General features: G+C 52.2%; 34 protein-coding genes and 1 pseudogene. 26 read left to right on the top strand and 9 right to left on the bottom strand.

Annotated features, from left to right (window positions below):
• Nucleotides 1–488: 488 nt before the first annotated feature.
• Genes dhaK through dhaM form a run of 3 tightly spaced genes read left to right on the top strand, consistent with a single transcriptional unit; the run spans nucleotide 489 to nucleotide 3634 of the window.
• Nucleotides 489–1559, top strand: a complete 1071-nt coding sequence (dhaK, locus tag GC087_RS18255; protein WP_058708256.1) for a dihydroxyacetone kinase subunit DhaK — start codon at nucleotides 489–491, stop codon at nucleotides 1557–1559.
• A gap of 10 nt (nucleotides 1560–1569) precedes the next feature.
• Nucleotides 1570–2202 (top strand): dihydroxyacetone kinase subunit DhaL, encoded by a 633-nt coding sequence (gene dhaL, locus GC087_RS18250; RefSeq protein ID WP_006118067.1) that lies wholly within the window; start codon nucleotides 1570–1572, stop codon nucleotides 2200–2202.
• Nucleotides 2203–2212: 10 nt separating this feature from the next.
• A complete protein-coding gene (gene dhaM, locus GC087_RS18245) occupies nucleotides 2213–3634 on the top strand; it encodes a dihydroxyacetone kinase phosphoryl donor subunit DhaM (protein WP_058708257.1) in 1422 nt (473 codons plus the stop codon).
• A 506-nt stretch (nucleotides 3635–4140) separates the two neighbouring features.
• Here the strand turns inward: dhaM and GC087_RS18240 are convergent.
• Nucleotides 4141–4347, bottom strand: a complete 207-nt coding sequence (locus GC087_RS18240; RefSeq protein ID WP_324028972.1) for a hypothetical protein — start codon at nucleotides 4345–4347, stop codon at nucleotides 4141–4143.
• 70 nt (nucleotides 4348–4417) lie between these two features.
• A pseudogene (locus GC087_RS18235) lies at nucleotides 4418–4519 on the bottom strand (RstR family transcriptional regulator); the annotation flags it as partial.
• A 38-nt stretch (nucleotides 4520–4557) separates the two neighbouring features.
• Between GC087_RS18235 and GC087_RS18230 the strand changes: the two are divergent.
• From GC087_RS18230 to GC087_RS18180, 11 genes are all read left to right on the top strand, one after another.
• Nucleotides 4558–5163, top strand: coding sequence for a VENN motif pre-toxin domain-containing protein (locus GC087_RS18230; protein WP_324028970.1), 606 nt, complete (start codon nucleotides 4558–4560; stop codon nucleotides 5161–5163).
• A 12-nt stretch (nucleotides 5164–5175) separates the two neighbouring features.
• Nucleotides 5176–5589, top strand: a complete 414-nt coding sequence (locus GC087_RS18225; protein WP_324028968.1) for a ParB N-terminal domain-containing protein — start codon at nucleotides 5176–5178, stop codon at nucleotides 5587–5589.
• Entirely contained in the window at nucleotides 5590–5718 is a 129-nt protein-coding gene (locus GC087_RS18220) for a ParB N-terminal domain-containing protein (protein WP_269751055.1), read from the top strand. It abuts the gene before it with no gap.
• Nucleotides 5719–5732: 14 nt separating this feature from the next.
• Nucleotides 5733–6059, top strand: coding sequence for a hypothetical protein (locus GC087_RS18215; protein ID WP_054688081.1), 327 nt, complete (start codon nucleotides 5733–5735; stop codon nucleotides 6057–6059).
• A 304-nt stretch (nucleotides 6060–6363) separates the two neighbouring features.
• On the top strand, nucleotides 6364–6684 hold the full coding sequence (locus GC087_RS18210; protein ID WP_324028966.1) for a DUF6862 domain-containing protein: 321 nt from the start codon (nucleotides 6364–6366) through the stop codon (nucleotides 6682–6684).
• Nucleotides 6685–6693: 9 nt separating this feature from the next.
• Entirely contained in the window at nucleotides 6694–6837 is a 144-nt protein-coding gene (locus GC087_RS18205) for a hypothetical protein (RefSeq protein WP_324028964.1), read from the top strand.
• Between the two features lie 313 nt (nucleotides 6838–7150).
• Nucleotides 7151–7342, top strand: coding sequence for a hypothetical protein (locus GC087_RS18200; RefSeq protein ID WP_324028962.1), 192 nt, complete (start codon nucleotides 7151–7153; stop codon nucleotides 7340–7342).
• 40 nt (nucleotides 7343–7382) lie between these two features.
• Nucleotides 7383–7700 (top strand): immunity 8 family protein, encoded by a 318-nt coding sequence (locus GC087_RS18195; RefSeq protein ID WP_233255796.1) that lies wholly within the window; start codon nucleotides 7383–7385, stop codon nucleotides 7698–7700.
• Between the two features lie 470 nt (nucleotides 7701–8170).
• Nucleotides 8171–8800 carry a CdiA C-terminal domain-containing protein gene (locus GC087_RS18190; protein ID WP_324028960.1) on the top strand — a complete coding sequence of 210 codons (630 nt, stop codon included), beginning with the start codon at nucleotides 8171–8173 and terminating at the stop codon, nucleotides 8798–8800.
• A gap of 71 nt (nucleotides 8801–8871) precedes the next feature.
• The gene (locus GC087_RS18185) at nucleotides 8872–9234 is read left to right on the top strand and encodes a CDI system immunity component (RefSeq protein ID WP_172913476.1); all 363 of its coding nucleotides are present in this window, start codon (nucleotides 8872–8874) and stop codon (nucleotides 9232–9234) included.
• Nucleotides 9235–9461: 227 nt separating this feature from the next.
• Nucleotides 9462–9794 (top strand): DUF6572 domain-containing protein, encoded by a 333-nt coding sequence (locus tag GC087_RS18180; protein ID WP_172913475.1) that lies wholly within the window; start codon nucleotides 9462–9464, stop codon nucleotides 9792–9794.
• 380 nt (nucleotides 9795–10174) lie between these two features.
• On the opposite strand, the gene GC087_RS18175 is transcribed toward GC087_RS18180, so the two are convergent.
• Nucleotides 10175–11089, bottom strand: coding sequence for a LysR family transcriptional regulator (locus tag GC087_RS18175; protein ID WP_324028958.1), 915 nt, complete (start codon nucleotides 11087–11089; stop codon nucleotides 10175–10177).
• 100 nt (nucleotides 11090–11189) lie between these two features.
• On the opposite strand from GC087_RS18175, the gene GC087_RS18170 reads away from it, so the two are divergent.
• The 3 genes from GC087_RS18170 to GC087_RS18160 all read left to right on the top strand — a co-directional run bounded on the left by GC087_RS18170 (nucleotide 11190) and on the right by GC087_RS18160 (nucleotide 12627).
• Entirely contained in the window at nucleotides 11190–11972 is a 783-nt protein-coding gene (locus tag GC087_RS18170; protein ID WP_324028957.1) for an NAD(P)H-dependent oxidoreductase, read from the top strand.
• A gap of 265 nt (nucleotides 11973–12237) precedes the next feature.
• Nucleotides 12238–12450 (top strand): transcription antiterminator/RNA stability regulator CspE, encoded by a 213-nt coding sequence (gene cspA, locus GC087_RS18165; protein ID WP_006118073.1) that lies wholly within the window; start codon nucleotides 12238–12240, stop codon nucleotides 12448–12450.
• A gap of 3 nt (nucleotides 12451–12453) precedes the next feature.
• Nucleotides 12454–12627 (top strand): cold shock small protein YmcF, encoded by a 174-nt coding sequence (locus tag GC087_RS18160; protein WP_110268586.1) that lies wholly within the window; start codon nucleotides 12454–12456, stop codon nucleotides 12625–12627.
• A 114-nt stretch (nucleotides 12628–12741) separates the two neighbouring features.
• Here the strand turns inward: GC087_RS18160 and GC087_RS18155 are convergent, their stop codons facing one another.
• Nucleotides 12742–12876 (bottom strand): hypothetical protein, encoded by a 135-nt coding sequence (locus GC087_RS18155; protein ID WP_255421330.1) that lies wholly within the window; start codon nucleotides 12874–12876, stop codon nucleotides 12742–12744.
• A 58-nt stretch (nucleotides 12877–12934) separates the two neighbouring features.
• Nucleotides 12935–13897 (bottom strand): chemotaxis protein, encoded by a 963-nt coding sequence (locus GC087_RS18150; protein ID WP_006118075.1) that lies wholly within the window; start codon nucleotides 13895–13897, stop codon nucleotides 12935–12937.
• Nucleotides 13898–14058: 161 nt separating this feature from the next.
• Here GC087_RS18150 and GC087_RS18145 point away from each other — a divergent pair, with 161 nt between their 5' ends.
• The gene (locus GC087_RS18145; RefSeq protein WP_006118076.1) at nucleotides 14059–14451 is read left to right on the top strand and encodes a YgiW/YdeI family stress tolerance OB fold protein; all 393 of its coding nucleotides are present in this window, start codon (nucleotides 14059–14061) and stop codon (nucleotides 14449–14451) included.
• Nucleotides 14452–14484: 33 nt separating this feature from the next.
• On the opposite strand, the gene dbpA is transcribed toward GC087_RS18145, so the two are convergent.
• Nucleotides 14485–15864, bottom strand: coding sequence for an ATP-dependent RNA helicase DbpA (dbpA, locus tag GC087_RS18140; protein ID WP_058701180.1), 1380 nt, complete (start codon nucleotides 15862–15864; stop codon nucleotides 14485–14487).
• Nucleotides 15865–16598: 734 nt separating this feature from the next.
• Nucleotides 16599–17459, bottom strand: a complete 861-nt coding sequence (locus GC087_RS18135; protein WP_324030662.1) for a LysR family transcriptional regulator — start codon at nucleotides 17457–17459, stop codon at nucleotides 16599–16601.
• Nucleotides 17460–17545: 86 nt separating this feature from the next.
• Here GC087_RS18135 and GC087_RS18130 point away from each other — a divergent pair, with 86 nt between their 5' ends.
• From GC087_RS18130 to GC087_RS18110, 5 genes are all read left to right on the top strand, one after another.
• Complete coding sequence (locus tag GC087_RS18130; protein WP_324028955.1) at nucleotides 17546–18709, top strand: cyanate transporter; 1164 nt, start codon at nucleotides 17546–17548, stop codon at nucleotides 18707–18709.
• Nucleotides 18710–18928: 219 nt separating this feature from the next.
• Nucleotides 18929–20584: an L-lactate permease gene (gene lldP / locus GC087_RS18125; RefSeq protein ID WP_324030661.1), complete on the top strand. Its 1656-nt coding sequence runs from the start codon at nucleotides 18929–18931 to the stop codon at nucleotides 20582–20584.
• Nucleotides 20581–21351 (top strand): transcriptional regulator LldR, encoded by a 771-nt coding sequence (lldR, locus tag GC087_RS18120; RefSeq protein WP_033738599.1) that lies wholly within the window; start codon nucleotides 20581–20583, stop codon nucleotides 21349–21351. Before lldP ends, lldR begins: the two co-directional genes overlap by 4 nt.
• The gene (gene lldD, locus GC087_RS18115; protein WP_058701167.1) at nucleotides 21351–22538 is read left to right on the top strand and encodes an FMN-dependent L-lactate dehydrogenase LldD; all 1188 of its coding nucleotides are present in this window, start codon (nucleotides 21351–21353) and stop codon (nucleotides 22536–22538) included. The genes lldR and lldD overlap by 1 nt, the downstream gene beginning before the upstream one ends.
• A 45-nt stretch (nucleotides 22539–22583) precedes the next feature.
• Entirely contained in the window at nucleotides 22584–23012 is a 429-nt protein-coding gene (locus tag GC087_RS18110) for an OsmC family protein (protein WP_006118083.1), read from the top strand.
• Nucleotides 23013–23316: 304 nt separating this feature from the next.
• On the opposite strand, the gene GC087_RS18105 is transcribed toward GC087_RS18110, so the two are convergent.
• Together GC087_RS18105 and GC087_RS18100 are read right to left on the bottom strand one after the other, a co-directional pair.
• Nucleotides 23317–23547, bottom strand: a complete 231-nt coding sequence (locus GC087_RS18105) for a hypothetical protein (protein WP_006118085.1) — start codon at nucleotides 23545–23547, stop codon at nucleotides 23317–23319.
• 107 nt (nucleotides 23548–23654) lie between these two features.
• The gene (locus GC087_RS18100; protein WP_006118086.1) at nucleotides 23655–23825 is read right to left on the bottom strand and encodes a hypothetical protein; all 171 of its coding nucleotides are present in this window, start codon (nucleotides 23823–23825) and stop codon (nucleotides 23655–23657) included.
• A 401-nt stretch (nucleotides 23826–24226) separates the two neighbouring features.
• Here GC087_RS18100 and GC087_RS18095 point away from each other — a divergent pair, with 401 nt between their 5' ends.
• The 3 genes from GC087_RS18095 (at nucleotide 24227) to GC087_RS18085 (ending at nucleotide 26249) form a co-directional block, all read left to right on the top strand.
• Entirely contained in the window at nucleotides 24227–24535 is a 309-nt protein-coding gene (locus tag GC087_RS18095; protein ID WP_006118087.1) for a PTS sugar transporter subunit IIB, read from the top strand.
• 85 nt (nucleotides 24536–24620) lie between these two features.
• Nucleotides 24621–25931 carry a PTS sugar transporter subunit IIC gene (locus tag GC087_RS18090; RefSeq protein WP_058701166.1) on the top strand — a complete coding sequence of 437 codons (1311 nt, stop codon included), beginning with the start codon at nucleotides 24621–24623 and terminating at the stop codon, nucleotides 25929–25931.
• A 3-nt stretch (nucleotides 25932–25934) separates the two neighbouring features.
• Nucleotides 25935–26249 (top strand): PTS lactose/cellobiose transporter subunit IIA, encoded by a 315-nt coding sequence (locus tag GC087_RS18085; RefSeq protein WP_006118134.1) that lies wholly within the window; start codon nucleotides 25935–25937, stop codon nucleotides 26247–26249.

The following is a 26249-nucleotide window of genomic DNA, read 5'->3' as shown; positions in this document are numbered from 1 at the left end:
CTCACTTTACGATCAACGGTGAGGGGAAATATTTTTGACGCCAACGTTCTTATATGGAACGCCATACGGCCAGTTATGTTCCATCCTGAAACAATAAACGCGCTCGAAAAGCCATGTTGCGATCGCGATCGCCTCTTAGCGGTTAAGAGACTACCCGGAACCCATGTGAGAGGAAGGACGCGACTGCGCGCCAGCCTGAGGGGATAAAACGCTTATCGCTCAGACAGATTGATCACGTGCAACGATCCCGATTTCTTGCTTTGCCTCTCATTTTTCGCCGTAAGTGCGATAAAACGTTTCATAACGAAACATAATAACGCAGCAAAACGTTCCCTTATGGAACGCTGAAGAGGGGCATTTTTTTTCCTGTCGACTCCGTAAGAATCACTCCACCGACGCGCTGCTTTTCGCCGTCTCGCTCTCCTGATAATGCTGTCCCTTTTGCTAAGGCAAGAGCGGCGGCAAACCGATGCTAACGGAGCATACCCATGAAAAAGCTGATTAATCGTGTGGAAGATGTATTGAGTGAACAACTTGCAGGCTTCGCTCGTGCCCATCCTGAACTGACGCTGCATCAGGATCCAGTTTGTATGACGCGCGCCGATGCGCCTGTCGCCGGAAAGGTTGCCTTACTGTCGGGCGGCGGAAGCGGCCATGAACCGATGCACTGCGGATTTATTGGTCCGGGCATGCTTTCGGGTGCCTGCCCGGGTGAGATTTTCACCTCGCCAACGCCGGATAAAATGTATGAATGCGCCATGAAAATTGACGGTGGTGAAGGCGTACTGATGATAATCAAAAATTACACCGGTGATATTCTCAACTTCGAAACCGCCACCGAGCTGCTGCACGAAAGCGGTGTAAAAGTCACCACAGTGGTGGTTGACGATGACGTGGCCGTAAAAGACAGTCTCTACACGACAGGACGACGTGGTGTGGCGAATACGGTACTGATTGAAAAACTGCTTGGCGCCGCAGCGGAGCGGGGCGATTCACTGGAAGCCTGTGCGGCGCTGGGACGTAAACTCAATAACCTGGGCCACTCGATCGGTATTGCGTTAGGCGCCTGTACCGTGCCCGCCGCCGGCAAACGCTCGTTCGAACTTCAGGACAACGAAATGGAGTTCGGTGTAGGGATTCATGGCGAACCCGGCATCGACCGCCGTACTTTTACCTCGCTGGACAAGACGGCCGATGAGATGTTCGACACGCTGCTGGAGAATGGCAACTACAGCCGTACCCTACGTCACTGGGATCAAAACAGCGGAAGCTGGCAAGAGGTTAAACACAGTAAGCAGGCATTAACCCGCGGCGATCGTGTGATTGCGCTGGTTAATAATCTGGGCGCTACGCCACTGTCAGAACTGTATGGTGTTTATAACCGCCTGGCTCAGCGTTGCGACGAAAGCGGCATCACTATCGCGCGAAATCTGGTGGGCAGCTACTGCACATCGCTGGATATGGTGGGCTTTTCCATCACGCTGTTAAGCGTGGATGATGAGGCCCTGTCACTGTGGGATGCCCCGGTACACACACCTGCCCTGAACTGGGGCTGTTAAGGAGTTCGACATGTCACTTACCCGCGCCCAAATTGTGAACTGGCTTTACCGCTGTGGTGAAGTTTTTACCCGTGAAAGTGATTTTCTCACCGGCCTGGATCGCGAAATTGGCGATGCCGATCACGGCTTAAATATGCACCGGGGTTTCAGTAAGGTGGTCGAGAAGCTGCCCGCGATTGCCGATAAGGATATTGGCTTTATCCTCAAAAATACCGGCATGACGCTGCTTTCCAATGTGGGCGGTGCCAGCGGGCCGTTGTTTGGCACTTTCTTTATCCGGGCGGCGCAGGTCACACAGGCACATCAGAGCCTGACGCTGGAAGAGCTGTATCAAATGATACGCGAAGGGGCCGAAGGCGTGGTGAATCGAGGAAAAGCGGAACCCGGCGATAAAACGATGTGTGATGTCTGGCTTGCGGTGGTGGCGTCACTGCGGCACGCCAGTGAGCAAAATATGTCGGTCATCGCCGCGCTGGATGCCGCCTGCGAGCAGGCAGAAACGGCCGCTCACGCCACCATTACAATGCAGGCTCGCAAAGGCCGCGCCAGTTACCTGGGAGAGCGCAGTATTGGTCATCAGGATCCGGGGGCAACATCGGTGATGTTTATGATGCAGATGCTGGCTGCCGCCGCCAAAGCTTAAGGAGAAGCACATGGTAAATTTGGTGATCGTGTCACACAGTGCGTTGCTGGGTAACGGCGTGGAGATGCTGGCGCGACAAATGTTAACCGGCGATCGCTGCAAGCTGGCGGTCGCTGCCGGCATTGACGATCCTGATCATCCCATTGGCACGGATCCCGTGAAAGTGATGGCGGCGATCGAATCGGTGGCAGATGCGGATCATGTTCTGGTCATGATGGATATGGGAAGTGCGCTGTTAAGTGCAGAAACGGCGCTTGAGCTGCTTGATCCTGCCATTGCGGCCAAAGTGCGTTTGTGTGCCGCACCGCTGGTGGAAGGTACGCTGGCGGCAACCGTCAGTGCGGCGGCGGGTGCCGATATCGAAAAGGTGATGACGGTGGCCATGAAGGCGCTGGAGGCGAAGCAGGCACAACTGGGTATTGCACCTGATAGTGCCGTTGCCAGCGTCGCCACCGTTAACCCACACGAGGACGCACAATCGGTCACGGTGACCGTAAAAAATCACCATGGCCTGCACGTCCGTCCTGCTTCACGGCTTGTGGCCACGCTGGCTGGCTTTGATGCGGAGTTGGTACTGAAAAAAGATAACCAGTGTGTCACGCCAGACAGTCTCAACCAGATTGCTCTGCTGCAGGTGCGCTGTAACGATCAGATTACCTTGTCGGCACGTGGCCCCGAAGCGGGCGCTGCGCTGGAAGCGTTCACCTCTCTGGCAGCGGAAAATTTTGGCGAGCAACCTGAAACGATGTCGCTCAGGACAACGGTACCGGACACGGGACAGGTGCAGGGTAAAGCGGTGTTTTATCCCTTGCCGCTGGCGCAGCCTGACCGGCGTCCATGTGCCGATGAGCAGCAGGAATGCCGACGGCTGAAGCAGGCAATCGCTGACACTCTCTGTGATCTGGATGCGCTGCATAAACGGGCAGAAGCGAATTATGGCGAGGCGGTAGCCGCTATTTTCGCCGGGCATCACACGTTGCTGGATGATGCAGATATGTTTGATGAAGCCTGCGAGAAGATTCGTGCGGCGCGGTGCTGTGCCGAATCCGCCTGGTATGAGGTACTCATGGCGCTGAGTCAGCAATACCGGCAACTGGATGATGCTTACCTGCAGGCGAGATTTATCGATATTCAAGACATCCTGCACCGCACCCTGTGTCACCTTAGCGGTCGTGAGATTACGCTTCCAACACCGGATGTCCCCGCGATTCTGATTGCCGATGACATCTTTCCCTCTGCGGTCGCCAGTCTGGATGTGAAGCAGATAAAAGGCATTTGCCTGCGGGAGGGCAGTGCGCTCTCTCACGCTGCCATTATTGCCCGCGAAGCCGGTGTTGCCTTTCTCTGTCAGCAGGGTGATATGCTGGATATCATTCAGCCAGAGGACAGGCTGATGATAGATGTCGCCGGGCAACAGATCAGAAGTCTTTAGCGCTTTTCATTCGCCCCTGATGAGGTCTTCGGGGGCTTTATTTCCCTTAAAAGACCGCAATTGTACGTTGATTTTAATATCAATTTCTTATTAACAGGGCGGTGGTTGCGGCTCAGTAGGTCAGTCAAAGGGGCAATAGGAGTTTGGCTGCCAATCAGGTGATGAACGCCGTTTTAACTGGTGTACAGATCTGTCAGCCAGTGAGGGACAGGATGATCCAGCCAACGTCGTTGGCATCAGCATTTCATTCTCAATACAGCAACACAACTCAGAACCAACTTTGCAATCTCATTTAGTCAGCGGCTCAATTAATAACTGAGGCCGGAATCGGATTATCAACGCCACCTGAAAAAGTCATGGGCCCTGCCAACGGAGGCTTAGTTAATTACGGCAGTCAGCTGAAAGGGCGTGGCGATTTAGCATTACCTACGGTAAATAAAATCGCTCTGTCAGGCGCGACATGAAAGAGTCCAGTTATGGCTCATGCGGCAGCTTCACTTTTGTCTCTATAACAAGGTCCGGTTAAATCTCAGGCCGGGGCGGATAAAAACCGTCTGGATACGGGAACGCTGGGTTTTACCGATCTGCATAACGTGGCCGACTACAAAACGGAACATCAGGGCATCGGTATGAGCTCGGGTGCCAGCATGGCGGGCCAGTTCGCCGGGAATATGGCTAACACCATGCTGGCAGGCGCTGACGGAAAAGGGCATGCTGAAGGAACTACCCGGTCAGCGGGTTGTTGGTGTAGCTGCATCTTTAGTCTGCGCTAAATAACGTCTTCTACCCTTCTTTAACCGCCTTCCTTGCAAAGTTCCAGCGGCGGTACTGATACTTACTAATCAGGCTCTCCAGCACTTCACGTACTATCGCCTGCACAGCCTCGACGTGCAAACAGAAGAAAATATGGCACAGGCTTCATAATGCAGATTGCTGCGCAGGCAGTCAGCGGCGTATTCTCAGCGCTTGCAGGTGGAAATGCCAGCGGTGCAGTCGCTGCAGGTGCGGCACCGCTACTTGCTCAAATGTTTAAGCAGGCATCCGGTGACAATGATGCCATGCGCATCCTGCTTCGTACACTGGCCTCCGGTCTTATCGCAGGGCTCAGGGCGGTAGCGTGGCTGGCGCAGCGGCGGGGGGATTCACCGCTGCCGCTCTCTGGGCACCAAGATGTGCTAAGCAGGCTGTTTTTCGGTAAAGAAGCCGCTCTCCTTACAGCCGATGAAAAACATCTGATTGCCAATATCGCTACGCTGGCACGTGCTGAAGTGGGCGGGGCTGTGAGCGGTGGCATGGGGGCAGCAAGCGGTGGCTCGGCGGCGCGGACTGAGGTTGAGAATAACTCGCTGAGTCCTGATCAGTCACTGACGTTCGATAAAGAGCTGTCGAACTGTCGAAAATCCGGTGGTGACTGCCAGGCTGTTATCGAGAAGTGGAAACAGATTAGCGATAAACAGAGTACTGAAACTGAGCAGAAGCTGAAAGATAATCCGCTGGAAGCCCAAGTTGTTGATAAGGAAATCGCTTAGGGCGGCTATGATATGGCAGATCGTCCCGGCTGGTTGAGTGGTGTCGGTGCCGATGTCATGACCAGTGAGGAAGCCAAAGCTTACGTCCACCAGTGGAATGGTCAGGATCTGGCGAAGATAGATCAAAGTAGCCCTGCCTGGACAAAGTTTGCGGCGTTTGTATCTGATCCAGAAAATCAGGCAGCACTAGCTTCCTTCGCGAACACGGGGAAAGACGTAATTCAATTAGCAAAAGCTGCGATAACTTCTCAGTTTTATCCTGTTACGATTAAAAGTTTACAGGTAGGGTTGAGGAACCCTGATTATGTCGATAAGCGCAAAAAAGATATGTTAAATGGTGATTTTAAATTCTCTGCTCCTAAAGGGAAAATAGCTGGTTACATTGATAGTCAGGGACGTTCTTATATAACTGAAGGAAACCATTGAATGGTAGCTGCTCAAGATATATATATACAGACGGGTGATGAAAAATATATTGATCAGTTATTAAAAAATGGTGTTTGGACTCAAGTTAAAAGTGCTCCTGCCGGAACAGTATCTATGCCTAAGCGCTGATAAGGTTGATCATAATGACAAAAACAGAAATATACATCCAGATGCTTAATCTTGTCTTACCTTATGTAAGAAGTATTCAGTCAAAAAATGCTTGGGTAAAGGCAAGAGATATCTCCTGCTATTTTGAAACTGAACTTATACATAACTTACCTAAAAGTATTGCGGAGCGAGATATGATAGAGCATGATGTATGGTTCCTGAATAATCAGGCTAAAAGTTATTTTGAAAAATGTAGCGAAGATATATCACCTAATTATAATCAGCACACCGAATATATTAAGTTATTGTTTAAAATGGTGCCTGATAATTTAAAGCCTAAACTACAATGGCAAGGTCCTTGATAGGATCCCGGCCCCCTGAGTCGGGATCGTTTTACGTTTTAACAGTTCTTACGCAAAATGCCCGTTTCCGCGTCTGTACATTGGCAGATCGCCGGTATCATTAATCGCCCCCGGAAACCCTTCCAGCCAAAGTTTCATCTTAAAATAATTGAGGCAGACTGTATTGGTAGTGGATTAAAACCAGATCCAACTCATAGAGGTGCCAGTTATCTGAGCCGCGAGCAATTAATGGAAGGAAAGGTTTTTACCATTAAGGGTGGTGATGGTATAGAAAGGAAATTGCTACAAGCCGAAGGTTCATTTAATGATAAGACAGGTATATTTGAATATACATGTGATAATACAGGCCGGGAAGGTTACGGTTGAGAATAATTACCTGAGCAGCACGGAGAAGAGCCGCCAGACGGATTTGAACCACAAGCAGAGCCTGACGCCGCAGGAGCAGAAAGAGAAAGACATGCTTAACCGCAAGGATGCGGAAACCAGTAAGGCGGTGGTTGATGCTTGTATGAGTGGCAGCGCAGAGGCCTGTAGCGCCGCCCGGCAGGATATGCTGGAGAAGCAGGGCACCTATCAGAATCTGGGTCACCAGAATCAGAAGGAAGCGCAGGAAGGCTATCAGTAGATACAGCAGTTGCTGAATGGCATCAGTGCGGAGGCGAAGCAGACGCAGGCGCTATTTAACGGCATGGTGGCGGCGTACATACGCACTGGTATGAGTGAAGAGGCGGCCCGGGCTGCGGTGGGCTACCAGCTTGGAGCCATGTATATTGCCTGAGGGATAGCGGGTATTGGTGTTGGTAAAGCTGTTGATGAAGGGCTAACGCCGGGAGTGAAACCCTCGACAACGTCGGCGAAGCCCGGAGCCGGTGGTACCCAGGCAGAAAGTAAGCCATCAAGTGGAGCAGAGAACGCCGCGTCTTCCCCGAAACTAAAAGTCGACCTGGTACAACAGAATCTGACTAATATAGCGAAGCAGGATCCGAGGCTGGAAATAGCTATTAAAGGTGATGGGTCTGGTAAAAAAGATTTTTCAATGGGCTATGGTACTCGTACCGAAGCCGATAGGTTAGGGATGATCTGGGTTGGTGATGGAGCAAGGCAAACCAGTAAAGGCGGATGGATTAGTGCTGATAGTACTAGGGGGGGACAGACCTGCATCTGAAAAACCTAATAGTCCTTATGCAACGACTGGTACTCAATCTAATTTTGAAACATATCCCATTAATTCAAAAGGCGAATCTTTGAAAATCGGAAACGGTCATTTGAATATCACAGATTAGGATGGTGATGGTGAAAGCGATATTAAAAGGTATTGATTGTATGCATAAAGATCCTCGTACCTATGCAGGCGAAGATGATGGAACCATTGCAATTACACTTTCCTTATCTATCGGCTCTGAGCAAGAAAAAGGGAGTGATTATTTTGATGTGTTTATCTGCACCCCGGAATGGCTCTGTAAGCACCACTGGCTGCCAGAGCTGATGCGGCATACGCTTCTGGTACGTAAATACGATCTGGATGAGATCAAAAAGACCATCACCGATTATATCAATCAGTGCGAAGGTAAAGACTGGATGGAGATAGCGCAAAAACTCTCCCGCGTTTTTGCCTGGGAATTTGAAGACTACCAGCCATAAGCGATAAACCCCGTCTTTTATGGGGTCAGTTCAAGCTGTCGGGATCTTTACCCTGATTTCTTCACAACCAGGCAGACAAGATGTGTTTTTGGAGTACCGCCTTACGGCAGGCCTCTAAAACACCCAAGTCAGGGCGATGCCCCGACACCCCAGGGAAGGGATTAGCAGTAAACTATGATTTTTCGTGCGCACGAAAAAAATGCTCCGTAATGTGTTGCTGTAAAAGTTCCAGTCAGGGCAACCACTGACAGAAGGCCAGAAGCAAGAGCGGGCTGGATTACTTAACCAGTATGGTTATGAACTTCAGTCTCTGTACGGATACATCCTGCAACGAGCGGCTGACGCTATTCAGTCTCTGCCTGTAGGCAAGGCGTTTGTTGCCTCAACAGGAGATAGCAAAGCATAAAACGAGGCGCTGAGTTATCTGAAAGGGTATAGCGTGCAATCCGGCCCGGCTGGACTAGGAACCGATGCTTTACTCGCTTTGCCGGGTGCTCCGGGGATTAATTATTGCACCTTCAACGCTGGCAGTTGGTGGGGGCTGTCAAGCCGGTACTGGGGTCGGCCAGGTCATTGATGGTAATTATAGCAACGGGGCATTAAACATAGGTCTCGGTACTGCTGCTATATTTGGTGGTATGGTTGCGCAAAGTGCCATATCTAAGCCGGGCGGAACAATTTTTACTTCTGATGATACGAGATTATCGCGGAAAAGCACTATTGGTAATGCTGAAGCTGATGTTGATAATGTTGGAAATGCTACAACCGGTTCTTTAAGTGGTCAGCCAACTAAGCTACCGCCGAATGCATCAGCAGAAAATATACGTTCACTCCAACGAGAAAACGAGGGAGCTGTGATCCTGTCTCAAAATGGTTATCATGTTGAGCAGAATCCCGTAACTGCAGGGGTTAAAAACCCAGACTATAAAGTTAATGGTGAGGTGTTCGATAATATCGTCCCTAAAACTAACTCGGTTCGCAATATCTATGACCGGGTTTTAGAAAAAGTGAACAGTGGTCAAACAAACAATGTTGTTATCAACTTGGCCGATACAAAAGCAAGCGTTAGTGATTTGCAAAAAAAATTAGTGATTGGCTAATAAAAGGGTTGGATAAGGTTATTGTGATCGACCAGTCAGGAAATCCAATACGAATTAAGTAAGGCGGGTATATGTCAATTGATATAGCGTGTTACACATCAATAAGTATTGATGAGCTGAGGGAAAGATTAAGTGTGGTGAAGGAAAAGTACGACCATCTCTTTGATGGCCCATATCTTCTTTTTGAACCACATATAATCTTAAGTGGCCAGCAGCTTGCGTTGCTTGATGATCGTGTTAAGAAGTACAATCATGAGACTAAGTTATCAATTGCTAAAGAGTTTGGACTAAAAGAGCCAAAATCTTATTTTATGATTGCAGTGAATGACAAATCCTTTCCTGAGTTGAATACTTCTGGAATAGCAGACGTGTTCAGGCAAGAGTTAGGGCAAGGAAATATCATTGTGCTTTTAAATGGTGAAGATCTAATCTAGACCTTGTTGTAAGCACAGCCGTTTTAGCTCCAGGTGCTTTTTGAGGTTTTCGGGGAATGACCTTTCCCCAAAATCAATGCAGTGATAAATCAGAGCTCTTCGCCATTCTGACCCAAAGAAAATGGTTTTATTATAGTAGCGGTAGGCAAACCCGGCTTTGAGAGAGGCACTAAAATTCCGCCAACCCAAGTGATTATTATTAGGCCGGAAAGTAAAAGGGAGTAACTATGTCAATTGAAGAAGTAAATAAGGTCGATTTTATCAATGCATCGGATGAAGATGATGAGCTTGTACTTTTGGGTATTACAGATCATTTATCATGGGAGGATGATATTAATGGGCATTTGCTTTTGCTTCAAGATAAAGTAAATGCTTACTTAAACTTCATTCTTAGTGATCAAATGAGAGAGTTATCTCCCGCTTTATGTGGGAAAAGTAAATTCTGCATTCAGGTTTTTTTTAAATTTTTACCGCCGAAAGAAGTTGATGATTTTGTTTCTAAATTTCAAGTGGCATTAAAAGAGTACAATATTGATTTGATTAGTCACCATGTTGGTTGATTTTTAAAAAAAGATTTTTATAAAATTGCATGCTATAGTTTTTATTTGAAGCTATGGGGTATTAAACCATCTTATAATTTTTTTTGATGCTTAAGTTGAGTTTTTTGATGGAAATGATTAAGAGATTAAAGAGACTTGCTTGCTTTTTAGAATGTTTGTCTGCTTGGCGAATTGATAGCTTTCAGATGTTTTGGATGAAAATATACATAATTATATTTTTTGAATGTTGATTTTGTTATGAATATAATTGTACAGAAGATTTTATATATTTAAGTTGAAATTTTTAGCGACAGAGCAATCTGTTACGTCTTTTATATGCGCCTTTACGAAAGAATGGCAAAGCGGCTTTTTTTAAAGTTCAACACTATATAGGTTCAGCATTATTGCATAACCTCACCATTCCAACGCCCATCCTGAAACCTCCCCACCACCCGCTCCCTTAACCACCTGTGCCCCAAATCCCGGTGCGATCGCGCATGCCACAGCATCACCAGCTCAAAGCCTGGAATCGCCATCGGCGGTAGCACGGTCATTAATCCCGGCATCATCGCCGCCACTCTCTCCGGCATCAACGCCACTAAATCGCTGGTGCTCAGCACGCTGCCCATCAGCAAAAAGTGGGGTACAGAGAGTACCACTTTCCGGCTCAATCCTCTGGCTTCCAGCACCGTATCCGTCACCCCACGAAAGCCGCCGCCGTCTGGCGACACCACCACATGCTCCAGCGCGCAGAGCGCTTCGGCGGTGATAGCAGAATGCAGGGCGGGATGACCCTGACGGCCTGCTACCACATAGCGCTCCTGAAACAGTGGGCGGACATGCAGCCCGTCAGGCACGCCGTCACGCAGATGAAGCACCAGATCGACCGTGCCTTTTTCTAACTGCTGTGCAATCAACGCAGGTTTCATATCCAGAATGGCAAGCCGGGTGCCCGGTGCTTCCTGACGTAAGGTATTCATCAACGGCATCAGCGCGGTCTGCGCACCATAATCCGTGGCGGCAATACGCCAGGTGATGTCTGCCTCGGCGGGCACAAAGGGGCCCGGCTCGGCTACGACTTCATCGATCCTGGCAACCAGTTCTTCAAGCGAAAGACGTAATCCTTCGGCCCGCGCCGTGGGACGCATACCATGGGAAACCGGAATCAGTAGCGGATCGTTAAATAAAGTACGCAGGCGTTCCAGCCGGGCACTGACGGAAGGCTGGGAAAGGTTTAACCGTTCAGCGGCACGGCTGACGCTGTTTTCCTGTAGCAGGACGTTTAACGTGATCAACAAATTCAGATCGGGCTTCATGGTATCAGTCCTGTCTATAGCGACTATCCGTTCCTTTACTTTTACTGATAGCACAATCAGGCGCAGGCTACCTGTCTCTTTTATCAACACGGGATAGTTTATGAATGTGTTAATCGTTGTTGCTCACCCTGAACCCCGCTCGCTTAACGGTGCGCTGGCGCGTTTTTCCGTCAGTCATCTGGAACGGCTGGGCCATCAGGTGCGCGTTTCCGATCTCTATGCCATGAACTGGGAGGCACGCGTATCGCCTGCCGACACACAACATCGCCAACATGTCGAACGGTTTACTCCCTCACTGGAGTCCACTCAGGCTTTTGAAGGCGGTTTTCAAAGCGAAGACATCCAGCAGGAACAGGAAAAACTACGGTGGGCCGATGCGGTGATTTTGCAGTTCCCGTTATGGTGGTTTTCGATGCCCGCCATCTTGAAAGGCTGGATCGATCGTGTTTATGCCTGCGGGTTTGCCTACGGCGTAGGCGAACATTCAGATACGCACTGGGGCGATCGCTACGGTGAAGGTACGCTGGCAGGGAAGCGCGCCATGCTGGTGGTCACGATGGGCGGATGGGCGTCGCATTACGGTCCTCGCGGCATCAATGGGCATATTGATGACATTTTGTTTCCCATTCAGCATGGCATTCTGTTTTACCCCGGCTTTGACGTGCTGCCGCCGTTCACGGTTTACCGTACCGGCCGGATCGATAGCGTACGTTTTGATGCGCTGTGTCAGGAACTGAGTAAGCGGCTCGATAACCTGTTTATTACTTCACCTGTTGGCTATTATCGGCAAAACGGCGGGGATTACGCGATCCCCGAGTTAACCTTGCGTGACGATCTGGCAGCCGGTGAGCAGGGCCACAGAATCCACATTCGCCAAGGCTGAAGGCAGAACAGGGCAGAGGCACGTCGTCTGGCTTATCTGCCCTGTTTGCATCGATTTCAAAATAACCCTTGCATGCAACGCGAGGATGTGACCTAATGAATCGTCGGTTTGATTAACAGACGCTATCAAAGTAAGTATCTACAGCAGTTCTCATCTCTAAGCCTGTCGCGAGACATTCCTTCTTTTTGAGTCTTCTCTTACGTTCTGATTGAAATCTGTTCTCAGGCCATTACGCCGGAAGGCTCAATTATTTAAGGAATTAAACATGTCTAACAAAATCCGCGGTACCGTTAAATGGTTCAACGCTGAGAAAGGCTTCGGTTTCATCTCTCCTCAGGACGGCAGCAAAGATGTATTCGTACACTTCTCTGCAATCCAGGGTACTGATTTCCGTACTTTAGATGAAGGTCAACAAGTTGAATTTACAGTAGAAAATGGTGCTAAAGGCCCAGCTGCTGCAAACGTTGTTGGTCTCTAAGGACTGAAAATTACGCGTTTCAAGTGTCCTCACTGTAATGGCTCGCAGTACCGTACATCACATTTCGATGTGACAAGAGCCAACCCGCATGGAGCAAAATGCATTTTTTGCAAAACGGTCGTTGTTCAGATTAACGCGACAAGGATTGCAACTCAGAGTCAGCCACAGGCGCTCTGAAAAGGCTAAAGAGCGTTATAGCGTTGTGCATTTACCGTAATCAAAAAGGCTGCCAGTGGCAGCCTTTTTTCATTCCCTTTTCGCGAAATGTAGAAGCCGGTTTCCAGGCTGCGCTTATACCATCAGCACAAGAACGCCGGCCCAGAACGCCAGACAGGCTATCACCATTGCAATCCAGCTCAGCTGACGTAAACGCCCGCGGAACAGGGGTTTACGTACGACAGGAAGCGCTTCACTCTGCATTTTCATAGTCTCATGTATTGAACGTTAGGTGACAGCAGGGCAGGGTTGTGCTGCCCGCTACGTTTTAGCTTGCGGCTTCCAGCGCTTTGAAAATGACATCCGACAGTTCGTTTAATTCGAACTTGGCAACATAGCCATCAGCCCCGACTTTGCGAACGTGATCTTCGTTAGCACTGCCCGAAAGTGAGGAGTGGATCACGACGGGAATATGACGCAACGTGGTGTCGCGCTTGATATTGCGCGTGAGCGTAAAGCCGTCCATTTCCGGCATTTCCAGGTCGGTTAACACCAGCGCGATCTTGTCGTGAATGGATTCACCCTGCGACTGAGCCTGCTGGTGGATCGCTTTGATTTTTTCCCACGCTTCCAGGCCGGTGTTACACATGACGGCAGGAATGCCCATGCTCTTCAGGCCCTGCTCCAGCAACTGGCGGGCAACTTTGGAGTCTTCAGCCACAATCGCGACGGAACCGGGCTTCATTTTATACTGACGCTCTTTCGGCGCTTCAGGCTCCACGCCACGAACGGACGGGATGATGTCATAGAGAATCTGTTCGACATCCAGCACCATGGCCAGATTGCTTTTTTGTTCGTCGTCATCCAGGCACGCGATACTGGTGATGTTACGTCCACCGATACCAGCTTCAGCGGTATGAACCTGGCTCCAGTTAAGACGCACGATGTTTTCAACGGATTCGACGGCAAACGCCTGCGTGTTACGCGCGTATTCGGTCACCAGCAGCAGGTTCAGTCCCGTTTCAGGCACGCAACCGGCTACCGCAGGCAGGTCAATAACAGGAATGAACTGTCCGCGAATGCTCGCCATGCCCAGCAACGGCGAACGCATACCCGCAGCTTTCGTAATCGGCGGCATCGGAACAATTTCACGCAGTTTAAATACGTTTATCCCAAACAGCTCTGATTTACCTTTTAACTGGTCAGAGCCAAGGCGAAACAGCAGCAGCTCAAACTTATTCGATAAGGCGAGATTCGCTCTCTCATCGATCTCTTTCTGAAAATTATCCATCGTTGCCTCAGCGTCAGCGCAGCAGGTGAAAAAGGGTGTGATGAAGTTATCGGCAGCCTTCGGAAAAAGGTGAGAGGGGAAAACGCACGTTAAGAGATTATTGTGCCAGGCTTAACAGTGAGAACGCAGCATGGATACTTTTCCCTATAAAGGAGTAAGCGATGAAAAAATTAGTACTGGCGACCTTACTGGCGGTAGCGACCACAGGGGCTTACGCGGAAGAAGGTGGCTTCAAGGCAGGTGATACGCCGCCGCCACAGCATAAACAGGATGCAGGCTACAAAGGGTCAGAAGACACAGGACAGACGCACATCGATCAGATTCGTGACTTTCGGCAGGGCGGTTACGTCACGCTGGAAGGTTATATCGTAAAAAAAGTCGCGGACAATAATTATCAGTTTCGTGACAGCACCGGCACTTTAACCATTATTGCGCCGAAGAAAACGTTCGATGGCAAAACCTATTCCGCTGACGACAAAGTTCGCGTCAGCGGTAAAGTGCACGGGAAAGGTGACAAAACCACGCTGCACGTTATGCGGATCGATGAGCCATAATCGGCAGGGCGAGAATGACTCTCGCCCTTTCTTTTAGTCTTTCAGCAGTACAGCCCGGCAGGTTTTGCCTTTGATTTTGCCCTGCTTAAGTTTGACCAGCGCAGATTTTGCCTGAGCCGCTTCAATCGCTACATAAGCGTGCGTCGGGGTGAGATCAATCTTACCGATCTGATCGGCGCGATAGCCTGCTTCTCCTGTCAGCGCACCCAGAATATCGCCGGGCCGAATCTTGGCCTTACGCCCACCATCAATGCAAATCGTCATCATGGCTGCCGGCAACGGCTTACTACTTTTCCTGAGCGCACTGGCGGCAACCCATGGCAGCTTCTGCTGAAGGAAATCTTCTAACGCATGCGCGCGCGCCATTTCATCGGCCGCGACAAAACTCACGGCAGCGCCTTCTTCGCCCGCCCGCGCGGTACGGCCGATACGATGCAGATGCACTTCGGGATCCCACGCCAGCTGGTAGTTCACCACCAGCGACAGCGACTTGATGTCCAGGCCGCGGGCCGCGACGTCCGTCGCCACCAGCACGCGACCACTGCCGTTAGCAAACCGGATCAGCACGCGTTCGCGATCGCGTTGTTCCAGATCGCCATGCAAGGGCAGGGCGCTGATATCGCGGGCGTTAAGCGCGGCGGCAATATCATCACATTCGCGTTTGGTGTTGCAGAACACCACACAGGACGATGGCTGGCGTTCGCTGAGCAGGCTAATCAGCAGCGACAATTTTTCGCTGTGCGCCGCTTCAATAAATTGTTGTTCGATTGCCGGCAGTTCGCTGACCTCTTCCGTCACGACGCTCAGCGCATCACGTTGAAAGCGCTGGCTCAGTGTTGCAATGCCGTCTGGCCAGGTGGCAGAGAACAGCAGCGTCTGACGCGCGGCGGGCGTGGCGGCGATAATGGTTTCCATATCGTCACGAAAGCCCATTTCCAGCATCCGATCGGCTTCGTCCAGCACCAGCGTGCGCAGACTGTCGAGCTGCAGCGTTTCGCGCTTGAGATGGTCAAGAATACGGCCCGGCGTACCGACCACAATCTGCGGCGGATGCACCAGCGAATCGCGCTGCGCACTCATGGGCTGGCCGCCGCATAAGGTCAGGATTTTGATATTGCGCGTGAAGCGCGCTAACTGCCGCAGAACGTTGCTGACCTGATCGGCCAGTTCTCGCGTCGGACATAAAATCAGCGCCTGAGTCTGAAAACGCGCACTGTCGATATGATGCAACAGGCCAATACCAAATGCGGCCGTTTTGCCGCTGCCGGTTTTTGCCTGCGCACGAACGTCGCGTCCGGCTAAGATAGCGGGCAGCGAAGCGGCCTGGACCGGCGTCATGCGGGTATAGCCCATCTCGCGCAGGTTATCGAGCTGACTATCGGGAAGAGAATTAAGCGAGGAAAAAGCGGTCACGGGTGCGGCCTCTGCGGCTGTAAGTTGGGGCATCATTGCGAGCGCAAGTCTGTCAGAAAGCGTACACAACAGCAATGTTAACCTGCAAACCCTGCGCCGGGCGGCGCTTTTATCTAAGAATAAACTGAAGATGAAAAAGATTAGTTGGGAAATTTTAATCAATTAAAACGTCAGATGTGAAACCGCTTACATGGACTAAGCCATTAAGATTAAGAATGTTTTTTCTAATATTTTCTTTGTAATACACAATTTAAAGTTAATCAGATTATTCCGCATTTGCGACGGAATTAACGCATTAATAATGCAAAAGTATCGCCAGAAGAGAAGATGAAAACGACTTGTAAACGCCTTTATATTGAGGAGGATACATCGATATCACTACTGGCAGAGGATTTTTTCATTGAATAATATCCCGCAGATCTTGCATGAAGACGTACTTAAAATCGTAGGTCGTGCAGTCCTGACATTGCATCTCTATGGGGAAAGCTTATCGGCAGATAAAGTGGCCTCTATGATTGGATGTTATGCCGAAGACGATCCGGTGGCTTCTGATGGCGCCCATCTCTATACGCTTGCGATGGCGTTAATGTCACAGACGAGGGAGGCTCGGGTTTAGCGTCGCCTTCATTCGGCTGTCCGCGCCCCATGCCAGCTCTCTGACAGGGGGCGCGTCCGCATCTGCACGCGGTTTCTGGTTTTACAGAGTCCTTTACCACTGCCTGTCAGTGAAAAACTCACTGCCAGTGCAGATCGGCAAATGTCACCAGTGCCTCTGCCAGCTGGCGCTGAAGCTCCTCATCCGGCTGGCGACAAAACAGCGCCAGCTCAAAAGTGTCAATCACCGGCAAGCCCTGCTGGTCGCCCAGCACACGATGTGCAGGCAGACGACAGCTGGCAGGCAACAGCGTAACGCCCAGGCCCTGGGCACTGGCGGCAGACAGGGCCACAAGGCTGGCACTGCTGTAACCGATGCGCCAGCTGCGGCCCAGCCCATCCAGCGTCTGACAGATCTCCTCGCGATAAAGTCCCTGTTGAGGAAACAGGACCAGCGGCACCGGCGAATGCTCAAAGCAGGGATATGCGGCGCTGTCCAGCCATAACAGCGGCTCGGGTCGGGAAGCCAGCGGGCGTTCACCGTAAGGTTGCTTAATCAGCATGATATCCAGTTCCTCCCGCTGCCAGGCCCGACGTAGTTCTACCTGCATCCCGCTCATCACATCCAGCCGCATATGGGGATGTTCGCGACTGAACTGCGCCAGCAGGGCAGCCGTGGGGGCCGCAAAATCTTCCGGAACGCCAAGCCGCAGCACACCATCGCGCCACTTATCGCTCAACACATCGAGTGCTTCGCCATTCAGGGCAATGATACGGCGGGCATAACCCAGCAGCTTCTCGCCTTCCTCCGTGACGGTTACCTGATGTGATGAGCGGGCCAGCAGTGCTTTTCCCACCCTCTCTTCCAGTCGCCGCACCTGCTGGCTCACTGTTGATTGCGACAGGTGCACGCGATCGGCGGCACGGGTGAAGCTGGCGGTTTCGCAGACCGCAACAAAGCTCAGAAGCTGCTGGGGCGTGAACATAGGCTGGCGATTCATTTTTCCACTGCCTGTCATGATGATATTCCATTTCCAAATAGTAACCACAGCTGTCAGGCTGACAAGGTTTACTTCCAGGATGGCCCATGAAAAAAGAGAATATTGTGATCGTTACCGCCCTGGTGCTGGCGGGACTGAATATGCGTCCACTGATGACCTCCGTCAGTCCGTTGCTGGATCAGTTACGCGAAAGCATTGGACTCTCCGCCTTGGCAGCGTCACTGCTGCCTGCGATTCCCATGATAATGATGGGAGCGATAGCGTTAATCAGCGCACCACTTATGCAGCGTGTTCAACTGCGCGGACTGCTGTGTGGCGGACTGGCGCTGTTAGTGTTGGCGCTCCTCAGCCGCCTTTTTGTGGCGCAAGGCGAATCGCTGGTAGGGAGCACGCTACCGGGCGGCATTGGTATCGGGATAGTGCAAATGGCGATGCCGGGCTTTATCCGCCAACGCTTTCCACAACGCAGTGCGATGATGACCGGGCTGTGGTCTGCGGCCCTGGTGGGCGGGGGCGGACTGGGTGCTGCATTAACACCGTGGTTAAGTGCTCACCTGAGCTGGCAGATGGCCCTCAGCAGCTGGGCCGTGCCTGCGCTGCTGGCCATCCTGCTTTGGGCATGGATGCCCGGGGTGACGTCGCCAGCGCGCGCGTCGGTCGTGATGCCTTCACTATGGCGCAACGCGCGCGCCTGGATGCTGGCGCTCAGCTTTGGTTTAGTGAATGGCGGTTATGCCATTTGCGTGGCCTGGTTGCCTGATTTCTACCATCAGCTCGGCTGGAGCGCGCAAGCGGGTGGAAGCCTGTTGGGCGTGATGATTACCTGCCAGGTCGCCGGAGCGATGGTGTTTCCGCTGTTGACGCGCGGCCCGGATCGACGGCCGCTGTTGCTGTTAACGCTGATTTTTCAGCTAAGCGGTATGCTTGGCCTCCTGTTTGCACCGCTTTACCATCCATGGCTGTGGGTGGGAATGGCGGGCGTGGGGCTGGGTGGTGCCTTTCCCCTGGCGCTGGTGCTGGCGCTGGACCATCTGGCGCATCCGCAGGCGGGCGGACGACTGGTGGCGTTCATGCAAGGGATTGGCTTTATTATTGCCGGCAGTATGCCGTTTATCGCCGGTCAGTTGCATGCACTGACCGGGGATTTCTCCACGATCTGGTGGCTCCAGTGCGGCGTTATGATTGGGCTGGTCGGGTTAAATCTGCGTTTTCATCCGCAAAGTTACAAATATGCCTTTCCACAACCGTGATTGGTCCGACCAAAATAGCTAAACCTTTTCAGTGGTTCACATAACGTTAAAATTAAAGCCGTAACTGTTGCCTTAGGTTAACAGCGGGTTAAGTATCTGTAACGGATAAGCCCTAACTGGCAAAATTGGTAGGACCAATAAGCAGAGCGGGCGTGACAGATGCGCCCTGTGTTTATGCCCGTCGCGCATCGCTCTCATCACCTTTCTGGAGATAACGGCATGCAGGTCTGGCAGCAAAATTATGATCCGCTCAATAACATCTGGCTCTCCAGCCTGATTGCGTTACTGCCTGTTCTGTTTTTCTTTTTTGCGTTGATTAAGCTAAAGATGAAAGGCCATCAGGCTGCCACCATCACTGTCATGCTGGCGCTGGGAGTTGCGCTGCTGCTGTATCATATGCCGTGGCAGCAGGCGCTGGCCTCAGCGGCCTACGGCTTCCTGTACGGTCTGTGGCCCATTGCCTGGATTATCGTGGCCGCGGTCTTTGTCTATAAAATCTCGGTCAGGACCGGGCAGTTCGATATCATTCGCGCGTCCATCTTGTCGATCACGCCGGATCAGCGCTTACAAATGCTGATTGTCGGTTTTTCCTTTGGTGCCTTTTTAGAGGGCGCGGCAGGCTTTGGTGCGCCGGTGGCGATCACGGCTGCGTTGCTGGTAGGGCTGGGTTTTAATCCGCTTTATGCCGCAGGGTTATGCCTGATCGTGAATACTGCGCCGGTGGCGTTTGGTGCGATGGGTATTCCCATTATTGTGGCGGGGCAGGTTACCGGTCTGGACAGCTTTGCCATCGGTCAGATGGCCGGACGCCAGCTGCCTTTTTTAACCGTCATCGTGCTGTTCTGGATCATGGCGATCATGGATGGCTGGCGCGGGGTGAAAGAAACCTGGCCGGCGGTGATGGTTGCGGGTGGGTCGTTCGCGATAGCCCAATTCCTGAGTTCAAATTTCCTGGGCCCGGCGTTACCCGATATTATCTCTTCGCTGGCGTCACTCGTTTCCCTGACTCTGTTTCTGCGCGTCTGGCAGCCGGTTCGCATCTTTCGCTTCAGCGATGCCGAAAATCAGACGGCGACGCAACCCGCACGTCAGCAGACGTATACGACAAAGCAGGTCATTCGCGCCTGGATGCCCTTCCTGTTTCTCACCGCAACGGTAACGCTGTGGAGTATCCCGCCCTTTAAAGCGCTGTTTGCCAAAGGGGGTGCACTGGCCAACTGGGTGATGAGCATTCACGTCCCTGGCCTGCATGACTGGATTACCCGGATACCGCCGGTTGTGGCACAGCCCAGCGCCTGGCCCGCCATTTTTAAACTGGATCTGCTGTCTGCAACCGGCACTGCCATTCTGATTGCGGCAATTGTGGCGATTATCTTTCTGAAAATGAAACCCAGAGCGGCAGTCGGGACATTTGTCGAAACACTGAAATCCCTGATGTTGCCCATCTACTCCATTGGTATGGTGCTGGCCTTTGCCTTTATCTCGAACTACTCGGGTTTATCAGCCACGCTGGCGCTGGCCTTAGCGCACACGGGCCATGCCTTTACCTTTTTCTCCCCCTTTCTGGGCTGGCTTGGCGTGTTTCTTACCGGTTCGGATACCTCCTCCAACGCGCTGTTTGCCGCGTTGCAGGCCACCACGGCGCAGCAGATTGGCGTTTCCGATATCCTGCTGGTGGCAGCGAATACCACGGGTGGCGTCACCGGTAAAATGATCTCTCCCCAGTCGATCGCTATTGCCTGTGCAGCGGTCGGTCTGGTCGGCAAAGAGTCCGATCTGTTCCGCTTCACCGTAAAGCACAGCCTGATCTTTACCGGCCTGGTTGGGGTGATGACCACGCTGCAGGCTTACGTTTTTCCCTGGATGATCCCATGACACCAAACGATCCCTTACCGATGCGGCTTAAGCACTATATCCGCGATCATCAGCTTGAGCCGGGCATGCGTTTGCCCGCCGAGCGTCAGCTGGCGGCCGCGCTGGGCGTTTCCCGTTCGTCGCTGCGTGAAGCTATTCAGCAACTGATCAGCAGCGGCGTTTTGATGAGTCGGCGCGGTGACGGTACCTGGCTGCGTCAGCCGCAGGAGCCCTGGTCTGAGCAGCGCATCGTCGAGCCCATTCGTCAGCTTCTCGCCAACGATCCGGACTACCGTTACGACATTCTTGAAGCGCGCCATGCGATAGAGGGAAGCACGGCCTGGCATGCGGCGCTACGGGCTACCGAGTCAGATAAAGAGCGTCTGCGGTACGCCTTTGATGCCACGCTGGCGATGAAAGAGAGTGACGATCCCCATCTGGCCGGGCAGGCCGATCTGCGCTTTCATCTGGCCATCGCAGAAGCCTCACATAACATCGTGCTGCTGCAAACCATGCGGGGATTATTCGATTTACTGCATTCGTCCATGCTGCACAGTCGTAAGCTGATGTATATCAGACCCGTGATTTTTGACCGCCTGACCGATCAGCACCGGGCGATGCTCGACGCGATTTTACTGGGCGATGCCGAGGCTGCCCGGTCAGCCGCCATGGATCATCTGGGTTTTGTTCACACCACGATGAAAACACTTGATGAAGACGAAGCCAGGCAGGCGCGAATTACGCGTTTGCCGGGTCATGACCTGCACAATCACAAGGAAAACCGCTGATGATCATCTCTGCCGCCAGTGACTATCGCGCCGCCGCGCAGCGCATTTTACCGCCTTTTCTGTTTCATTATCTGGATGGCGGTGCCTATGCAGAGCATACGCTACGGCGGAATGTTGCCGATCTGTCAGACGTGGCGCTGCGCCAGCGCATTCTCCGGAATATGTCGGCGCTCAGCCTGGAAACCACGCTGTTCAGTGAAACGCTGTCCATGCCCGTCGCGCTGGCACCGGTTGGGCTGTGTGGCATGTACGCGCGTCGGGGGGAAGTGCAGGCCGCGCGCGCTGCGGCGGGCAAAGGGATTCCGTTTACCTTATCGACCGTCTCCGTTTGCCCGATTGAGGAAGTGGCACCGCAAATCAGTCGGCCCATGTGGTTTCAGCTGTATGTGCTGCGCGATCGCGGCTTTATGCGTAACGTCCTTGAGCGGGCGAAAGCGGCGGGCTGCACCACGTTAGTGTTTACCGTTGATATGCCAACGCCGGGCGCACGCTATCGCGATGCGCACTCGGGCATGAGCGGCAAGCACGCGGCCCTGCGCCGCTACTGGCAGGCTGTCACGCACCCACGCTGGGCACTGGATGTTGGGCTACAGGGCCGACCACACGATCTGGGCAATATTTCCACCTATCTGGGCAAACCGACCGGGCTGGAAGACTATATTGGCTGGCTGGCAAAGAATTTCGATCCGTCGATTTCCTGGAAAGATCTGGAATGGATCCGTGAGTTCTGGGACGGGCCAATGGTGATTAAAGGCATTCTGGATCCGGAAGATGCCCGCGATGCGGTGCGGTTTGGTGCCGATGGCATTGTGGTCTCAAACCATGGCGGACGCCAGCTGGACGGCGTGTTGTCTTCGGCTCGTGCCTTACCGGCCATCGCGGATGCGGTGAAGGGGGATATGACGATACTTGCCGACAGTGGCATCCGTAATGGGCTTGATGTGGTGCGCATGATTGCGTTGGGCGCAGATACTGTTCTGCTGGGACGGGCCTTTGTTTACGCGCTGGCCACACATGGCCAACGTGGCGTCGAACATCTGCTGACGCTGATTGAAAACGAAATGAAAGTCGCGATGACCTTAACAGGCGCGAAGTGTATAGCCGATATCAACCAGACGTCGCTGGTGCAGGCGAATGCGTTGCTGGGCGAAGTGGCACTGCATCCGGCCTCATGCCCGGCAAACTGAGCGACGTTGTCTATACTTACCTTCTTTACCAACAGGAGGAATGATATGACCATTCATAAGAAAGGTTCGGCGCATTGGGAAGGCGATATCAAAGGCAAAGGCACAGTCAGCACAGAAAGTGGTGTACTGAACCAGCAACCTTACGGCTTTAACACCCGTTTCGAAGGGCAGAAAGGCACCAATCCGGAAGAGCTTATCGGCGCAGCACATGCCGCCTGTTTTTCAATGGCACTGTCGCTCATGTTAGGTAACGCAGGCCATAAACCTGAAAGCATTGATACCAGTGCCGATGTGTCGCTGGACAAAAAAGGTGAAGGCTTCGCGATTACGAAAGTGGCGCTGACCAGCACCATCTCGCTGCCGGGCATTGATAACGACACCTTTGATGAAATCATCAATAAAGCTAAAGCCGGCTGTCCGGTTTCGCAGGTGCTTAATGCAGAAATCACACTCGATTACACGCTGAATAACTGATTGCGTACCTGAGTCGCCTTCTGGCGGCTCCCGCAGCAATCTTGCAGCATCCGGATGCGCCTCAGGGCGCATTTTCGCTTTCTTCAGAGGGACACTGAAATGGCAAAAAAGACGGAAAAGGGGTGCGGGTTTTGCTGAGCATGGGTGGCGGACTGCTGCTGATCCACAGGGCCGCAATGTTATGGGGCTGAAAACCTGGATGTCGCGCCACAAACCCGGCGTGTTGCTGATGGTGGTACTGCTGCTGGAGGTAATCTGTTTCCTTCTTACCGCCTCGTGGCTGCCATGGAATGCATGACAGCAATCAGGCGTAAATCTCTTCACTCCGCTTCACACGTACATCCGTGCGCGCAATACGGTACGCCTTGCCGGGATCGCCCGCGACAAACTCAAACGTAGGTGAGTAGTAAAACGGCAGCCAGCCACCGTATCCGCTTTCCCATTCCCAGCGAACCGGACAGGGCCACAGAATGCCTTCATACAAAATGTAATAAACCCAACGCCCGGTAGGACGGCGGGGACGACTACTTTTCATGGGATTCACGACTGTGTTGGTGTAGAACAGCTTATATTTTGAACGTTAAGCGGCAACCTTGCAATGTCATCGGCTACTTTTTGTGCCATTCGCCCTGTACCGCTTTCTTAACGATGCACTTCGCCACATATCAGCACGACGTTAGGACGCACTTTATGGATACGATTTGCCATGACTTCACAGGCGGTTTTCGTCGGATAAATGCGTTCTGACACCGGTAAAGCTTCACAGGCATCGTGTCCACACGCGCTGACCAATAACACAAAACCAATTAACATAACCGACTCCTTATCCCGGTCCGCCTACTGCGAGAAGGGTGAGTGTTCCTTTATATATCACCAGTATAGCTAATTGCCGCCGGACGCCCGTGTTACGGCAGTCGGTATCGGATTGCTCTGAGCAATTATACGCGTTACCCGCTTATCAGGCAGTGAATTCTTACCCATCACTGCGATGGACAGCGCCGACGATATGGCTGAGTGAACCGCCGTTTTATTGCCTCAGCATGACGAGAAACGGGCTTCCTGATAAGGCTTATTCAGGTGTTTATTCGCCCTCAATCTCTTTAATGCTCGCGTTTTGATACTTCTCACACTTCTGATACGCAAATCTGAAACCGGTTGCAGAAAATTTTCACCCTGTGTATTCGTTAATCATTCACCACAAAGAGGAATACACCATGACGAAGATTTTACTGTGCTGTGCTGCGGGCATGTCCACCAGTATGGTGGTGCAGAAAATGGAAAAGGCGGCGCAACAGCAAGGGCTGGACGTCGAGATAAAAGCTGTGGGGATTGAAGAGTTTAGAGACGATATCGCCGATTACGACTGCTGCCTGCTCGGGCCACAAATCAAATACAAGCTGGCCGATTTTCAACCGATCGCCCAGCAATACAGCAAGCCGGTTGCGGTCATCAACAGTATGGATTACGGCATGATGAATGGTGAAAAAATATTAAGCGACGCACTAAAGCTTATTCATACCTGACACCAGGGAGGTCCGGGATATATCACGCGAAACCCGCACTGCGTCAGGCAGGTTATTCTCTTTTGCCTCAGCAAGGAGTCAGGCAATGAGCCACTTCAGTGAATCTCTATTCGGCGTCATCGAAAACCGTATTAGCCCACTGGCGGGCCGTCTTTCCAGCCAGCGTCATGTCATCGCTATCCGGGACGGATTTATTGCCTCCATGCCGTTTCTGATCGTGGGCTCGTTTATGCTGTTGTTTGCTCATCCGCCTTTTTCGGCAGACAGCAGTTGGGCGTTCGCACAGTGGTGGCTGGGCATGGTAAAGGCGCATGAAGAACAAATCATGATGCCGTACAACATGACGATGGGCATTATGGCGCTCTATATCGCCAGTGCCATCGCCTATAACCTCGCAAACAGTTATAAGATGAATGGCTTTATGGCGGCCAGTCTGTCGCTGATGGCGTTTCTGGTGGTGGCGGCACCGCAGAGCGGCAAAACGTTGCCGGTTGGTTCGCTGGGCGGGGAGGGCATTTTTACCGCCATTCTGGTCGCGCTCTTTGCGACGGAGCTGATGCACGTTCTGCAGAAATACAACATCGGTTTCAAACTGCCCGAGCAGGTGCCGCCGAAGATCCGTCAGTCGTTCGATCTGCTCATCCCGATTATCACGATTTTTATTACGCTGTTTCCCCTGAGCCTGTGGGTACAGGCGCAGTTCGGCATGTTGCTGCCTCAGGCTATCATGGCCATTTTCTCGCCGATCATCTCTGCCTCTGATTCACTGCCTGCCGTGCTGGTGGCGGTACTGCTGTGCCATCTGCTGTGGTTTGCAGGCATTCATGGGGCGGTGATTGTCGGGGGCATATTGCAGGCTTTCTGGCTGACCAATCTCGGTCTGAATCAGCAGGCGCTGAACGCGGGAGAACCCGTCAGCCACGTGTTTATTGAACCCTTCTGGCAGTTTTTTATTGTTATCGGTGGCTCCGGTTCGACGATGGGGTTGGTGTTGCTTTACTTACGCAGTCAGTCAGCACATCTGCGATCGATTGGAAAACTGAGTGTGGTGCCCAGCATGTTCAACATCAACGAACCGGTCATTTTTGGTTCACCGGTCGTGATGAACCCCATTCTGTTTATCCCTTTTATTCTTGCCCCGTTAGTCAACGCCGTCATTGCCTGGATCGCCACCAAAACGAACCTGATTAATCACGTGATCTCACTGGCTCCGTGGACGACGCCCGCCCCCATTGGGGCCGCCTGGTCAACCGGCTGGGACTGGCGCGTCATTGTGTTGATTGCCGTGCTGGTCACTATTGCCACGCTGATCTACTACCCGTTTTTCAAAATGTACGAGCGTCAACTGCTGCAGCAAGAGCAACCCTCTGCCGCAGCGCAACCGGTTAAGGAGTAACCCATGGAAATTGATGAAAGCACGGTAATCGAACTGATTATCCAGGCAGGCGAAGCTCGCTCCTGTTCAATGGAGGCGTTGCGGGCGGCGCGGCAGCAAAACTGGGCGCAGGCGGACAGTATGCTCAGTGCCGCAACCGCGGCGGCCAAAGCAGCCCATCAAACGCAGACGCAGCTCATTGGCGCTGATGAGGGCAGCGGAAAGATTCCGGTCAGTCTGATTATGGTCCATGCTCAGGACCACCTGATGAACGCAATGCTCTGTCGCGAACTGGCTGAGGAGATCATTCAACTGCGCCGGGAGTTAGCCGCACGTTAA

The sequence above is a fragment of the Pantoea sp. JZ2 genome, assembly GCF_035191405.1.
GTDB classification, from domain to species: Bacteria; Pseudomonadota; Gammaproteobacteria; order Enterobacterales; family Enterobacteriaceae; genus Pantoea; species Pantoea stewartii.
The sequence above is the reverse complement of the archived record's forward strand: the minus strand, read 5'-3'. Positions and strand labels throughout refer to the sequence as shown.